Consider the following 4,659-nt stretch of genomic DNA (forward strand, 5'->3'; position numbering starts at 1 on the left):
CCACGACGGGGGCCGGACCTTCAGCCACGATGCACCCGCCCTTCATGGCGATGACATGGTCTGCATAGCGGGCTGCAAGATTGAGGTCGTGGAGCACGATCGCCACGGTGGTGCCGCGGCTGCGGTTAAGGTCCGTGACGAGGTCCAGGACTTCAACCTGGTGCGCGAGGTCGAGGTAGGTGGTGGGCTCGTCGAGCAACAGGACTTCGGTTTCCTGTGCCAGGGCCATGGCGATCCAGACGCGCTGGCGTTGCCCGCCGGACAGTTCGTCGATGCTTCGCTCAGCGAGTTCAAGGGTGTCGGTGGCGTGAAGCGCGCGCTGCACCGCGGCGTCGTCGGCGGCTGACCAGCTGCGGAAGAAGCCTTGGTGCGGGTAACGGCCGCGGCCCACGAGGTCCCGGACGGTGATGCCATCGGGAGCGGTGGGGTGCTGCGGCAGGAGTCCCAGCGTGCGGGCAAGTTCGCGGGCGGGGCGGGTGTGGATGTCCTTGCCGTCCAGGGTCACTGCGCCACCGGCCGGTTTGAGGAGGCGTGACAGGCCGCGCAGGAGCGTGGACTTGCCGCAGGCGTTGGCGCCCACGATCATGGTCACTTTGCCTTCGGGGATCTCCGTGGTGAGCCCCTCCACCACCTTGCGTGCCTCGTACTGGAGCGTGAGGTCCTTGGCATTAAGGATGGCCATGTCAGGCCTCCTTTCGGTTCGAGGTGACCAGCAGCCACAGCAGGAAGGGAGCACCGAGGGCGCCGGTGATGACGCCGACCGGAAGGACGGTTCCGTCGAGGATGACGGGTGCGATGTTGGAGGCGAAGAAGTCTGCGAGCAACACGATCAGGGCCCCGGTAAGGGCCGACGCCGGCAGGCTGGGTTTGCGGACGATGCGGCGGGCAATCGGCCCGGCCAGGAAAGCGACGAACGCCACCGGCCCGGCAGCAGCGGTTGCGACGGCGGCAAGTCCGACGGCGGTGAGGACCAGTCCCAGCCGGGCGGCGTTGACCTTGATTCCGAGGCCGGCCGCGGCGTCGTCACCGAGTTCGAGGATGCGCAAAGGTCCGGCGAGGGCAATGACGGCGGGGAGGAGGACCAGCAGCGAGACTGCGAGGACGCCCGCACGGTCCCAGGTAGCGGAGTTCAGTGAGCCGTTGAGCCAGATGAGGGCGTCGGCGGCGGTTCGGATGTCCGCCCGGGTCATGAGGAAATTGACCACTGCGTGAAGTGCGGCGGCGATGCCGACGCCGGCAAGGATGAGGCGGTTTCCGGCGGCGTTGCCACGACTGCCTCCTCCGGCCCCGGTTCCGCCGCGGGAGATTGCGTAAATGATGGCCGCGACGCCGAGTGCTCCGCCAAGTGCTGCCCCGGAAACCACGGCTCCGGAAGCGCCAAAAATCACGATTGCCGTGACTGCCGCGGCGCTGGCGCCATAGCTGATGCCGATGATGTCCGGGCTGGCCAGCGGGTTGCGCAGCATGGTCTGGAACAATGCTCCGGCCAAGCCGAACGCGATGCCGATCATGGTTCCCACCACGGCGCGGGGCAGCTTGTGCTCCATCACGATGAAGCTGGCCCCGGGGATCTTCTCGCCGCCGGTCAGGTGGTTGATGACGATGGTGAAGAAGTCCGGGATGGTTACTGTGTAACTGCCCAGGAGCACGTACACCGCGAACATGGCAGTGACTGCCAGCCCGAGGAAGAATGTGGGGCTCAGCACGCGCCGAAGTGGCAGATGATGCCCATGTTTGGGGGAAACATCGCTGTTAAGTGCCAACTCGGTGGGGAGCTTGTGGACGGTGCTCACAGTCCGGCCCCCTTTCCGCGGCGGATCAGCCAGACGAAGACGGGTGCGCCGATGATGGCGGTCATGATTCCTGCGGGGACTTCGCCGGGGAGAAGGATCACGCGGCCGATGATGTCGGCGCTGATCAGCAGGACGGGGGCCACCACCGCGGAAAACGGCAGGATCCACCGGTAGTCCGGGCCGGTCAGCGAGCGGACGGCGTGGGGTATGACCAAGCCAAGGAAGGCAATGGGTCCGGCTACGGCGGTAGCGGATCCGCAGAGCAGGACGATGCCCAGTCCGGTGATGCTGCGGGCCAACGTGACGTTCTGGCCAAGGCCTCGGGCAATGTCGTCCCCCAAGGCCAGGCTGTTCAGGATGCGGCCACCGGCCAGGACGATCACCGCTCCGACTGCAAGGAACGGAAGCGCAGGCAGAAGGACGGACCAGTCACGGCCGCCAATGGTGCCGACCTGCCAGAAACGGAAGCGGTCAAAGGTGTCCTGGCTCGAGACCAGGATGACGTTCATCAGGGAGAACAGGCCCGCGCTCAGGGCTGCACCCGCCAGGGCGAGCTTGACCGGCGTCGCGCCGTCGCGACCGATGGAGGCGATGGCATAAACCACGACGGCGGCCGCTGCGGCGCCAATGAAGGCGAACCAGATGTAGCCGGACAGCGAGCCGATACCGAACACGTAGATTCCCACAACCACAGCGAGGGCTGCACCTGCGTTGAGGCCCAGGATGCCCGGATCTGCCAGCGGGTTGCGGGCGACGCCCTGCATGGCGGCACCTGCCAGGCCAAGTGCGGCTCCGGCAAGCAGCCCCAGCACGGTGCGGGGAATCCGGGCGATGACCACAGCGTGGTTACCGTCTGCCGGATTGAAGTTGGTGAGTGCTTCCCACACGGTGTTGAGGGGAAGACCGCGTGCGCCGATCGCCAAGGATGCGGCGCAGACAGCTGTGAGTACGACGACGGCCACCAGCAGCCAAGCGGAGCGCTTGCCTGCGGTGCTGCGGGAACCGGTTCCCCCTCCGGTTCCCACAGTTTCAGGGGTGATGCCTCCCGGGCCAGCCGTCACCGAAGTGCCGTTGCCCCGCCCCTGGAGTGCCGTCGTCGTACTCAGTTTCATTGCAGTTACTTGCCTGCTGCGTCTGCTGCTTTACCAAGCTGCGGCAGGAACGTATCCAGGGCCCACGGCAGGCTCAGCGGCGAAGAAGCGGAGATGGACAGCGTCAGGGTGTTGTCCGAATCGGCAACCAGGGCGCCCTTCTTGATGGCCGGGATCTGGCCGAGCAGAGGATCGGCCTTGATGGCTTCTGCTGTGCTGGCGTCCGGAACCCAGGTCACGAAGATGTCGGATTCGAGCTCGTTGGCCTTCTCAGCGGACCACGGGATGAAGAACTCCGTGGAGGTCTTGGTGTTCTCGGTGACCACAGGAGCCAGCTTCATGCCGATTTCGGAGAGGAAGCGGGGGCGGTTATCGATAGCGGTGTAGACGTTGGCGCCGTCACCCTTGGCGGGTTCGAGGTTGCCGTAGATGAAGGTCTTGTCCTTGATCTGCGGGAACTTGGAAACCTTGTCCTTGACGGTGGATTCGGTGTCCTCGATCAGCTTCTTGGCTTCGGCTTCCTTGCCCAGTGCCTTGCCGATCAGGGTGGTGCTTTCCTGCCACGGGGTTCCGTAGGCGAGCTCCGGCTGCGCCACGACGGGGGCGATCTCGCTGAGCTTCTTGTAGTCCGCTTCTTCCAGACCGGAGTAAGCGGCCAGGATAACGTCCGGGCTGAGCTTGGCGATCTCGGTGAAATTGATGCCGTCGGCCTCGGAGAACTGGACCGGAGCCTTGTCGGTGCCGAAGCCGGCGCCGAGCTTCTCCAGCGCTGCGTCCTTCCAAGGGGTGGAGCCCTTGTCATTGTTGCCCCACTCGTTCTTGGGGACGCCAACCGGAACCACGCCCAGGGCGATCGCGATGTCGTCGTTGACCCACGAAACGGTGACTACGCGCTTGGGCTGTTCCTTGATGGTGGTCTCACCAAAGACGTTCTTGATGGTCACCGGGAAAGCTGCGGAAGCTGCCTGCTCAGTTGCCGGAGTGGACGTTGCCGGACCAGTGGAGCAGCCGGTGAGGGTAAGAGCGACGGCGGCCAGGGCGGCCGTCGCGGTTCCTGCTGTTTTGAGCAGGGCGCGGCGTGGGAGAAGGGAAGCCACGGGACTCCTTAAGTAAGTGATGCGAACCTAAGTAAGGCTAGCCTAGCCTGCCGATAATTAAGAAACGTTTGCGTCACCTAATCCAGCCCAAGGGCAAAATGGGACGCAGATCACACCCTCTCCCACATCCCGCGCCCTTCAGCCGGACCCTCTCCCAGATCCCACGCCCTCAAGCCGAACCCTCTCCCACATCCCACGCCCTCAAGCCGAACCCTCTCCCAGTGGACACTCCCAGTGGACATCGGCACGGAAGATTTGAAAGTATTGGCGACAGCGGACTACCGCTTCACAGGAACACGACGAGGAGATGAGCATGCGCACTGTTTCAGTTGCGGCAGCCATGGTTGGCGAGGTGGCCGTTTTGGCCTGCTTGGCACTCCCCCGCACGTCGGCATCCTCCTAGGCACTTCTCCCAAGCACCACTAATTTTGGGGTCCCTTTGCTGTGCCCGCTTCACGGGTGACCGACGTCTTCTGCCATTTACCGCGCGCGCCAAAGTTCAGCGCGCCGACGTCGAACATTTCCGAAAGAAGCCTTGCCATGCAGAAAATCACTGCCCAACAGATCCGATCGTCCTTCATTAACGCCAGCCGCTCCGAGGCTGCCCGGCTCAACCTCCCCCGTGACTTCGAAACCATCAACTGGGACAACCTGGAATTTCTGGGTTGGCGTGATGAG

Annotated in this window: 5 protein-coding genes; 1 reads left to right on the forward strand and 4 read right to left on the reverse strand. The window is 64.3% G+C overall.

Annotated elements, in window-relative coordinates:
* From HP499_RS20975 to HP499_RS20990, 4 genes are all read right to left on the reverse strand, one after another.
* A partial coding sequence (locus HP499_RS20975) for an ABC transporter ATP-binding protein (protein ID WP_172326058.1) occupies positions 1 to 682 on the reverse strand: 682 nt, incomplete at its 3' end.
* A 1-nt stretch (position 683) separates the two neighbouring features.
* Positions 684 to 1,793: an iron chelate uptake ABC transporter family permease subunit gene (locus tag HP499_RS20980; RefSeq protein WP_172326059.1), complete on the reverse strand. Its 1,110-nt coding sequence runs from the start codon at positions 1,791 to 1,793 to the stop codon at positions 684 to 686.
* Positions 1,790 to 2,905 (reverse strand): iron ABC transporter permease, encoded by a 1,116-nt coding sequence (locus HP499_RS20985; protein WP_172326060.1) that lies wholly within the window; start codon positions 2,903 to 2,905, stop codon positions 1,790 to 1,792. Before HP499_RS20985 ends, HP499_RS20980 begins: the two co-directional genes overlap by 4 nt.
* Before the next feature lie 5 nt (positions 2,906 to 2,910).
* Positions 2,911 to 3,981, reverse strand: a complete 1,071-nt coding sequence (locus HP499_RS20990) for an ABC transporter substrate-binding protein (RefSeq protein WP_172326061.1) — start codon at positions 3,979 to 3,981, stop codon at positions 2,911 to 2,913.
* A gap of 540 nt (positions 3,982 to 4,521) precedes the next feature.
* On the opposite strand from HP499_RS20990, the gene HP499_RS20995 reads away from it, so the two are divergent.
* The coding region (locus HP499_RS20995; RefSeq protein ID WP_172326062.1) for an FBP domain-containing protein at positions 4,522 to 4,659 on the forward strand (138 nt) is incomplete at its 3' end.

It is taken from the genome of Paenarthrobacter sp. CM16 (assembly GCF_013179505.1).
GTDB lineage: Bacteria > Actinomycetota > Actinomycetes > Actinomycetales > Micrococcaceae > Arthrobacter.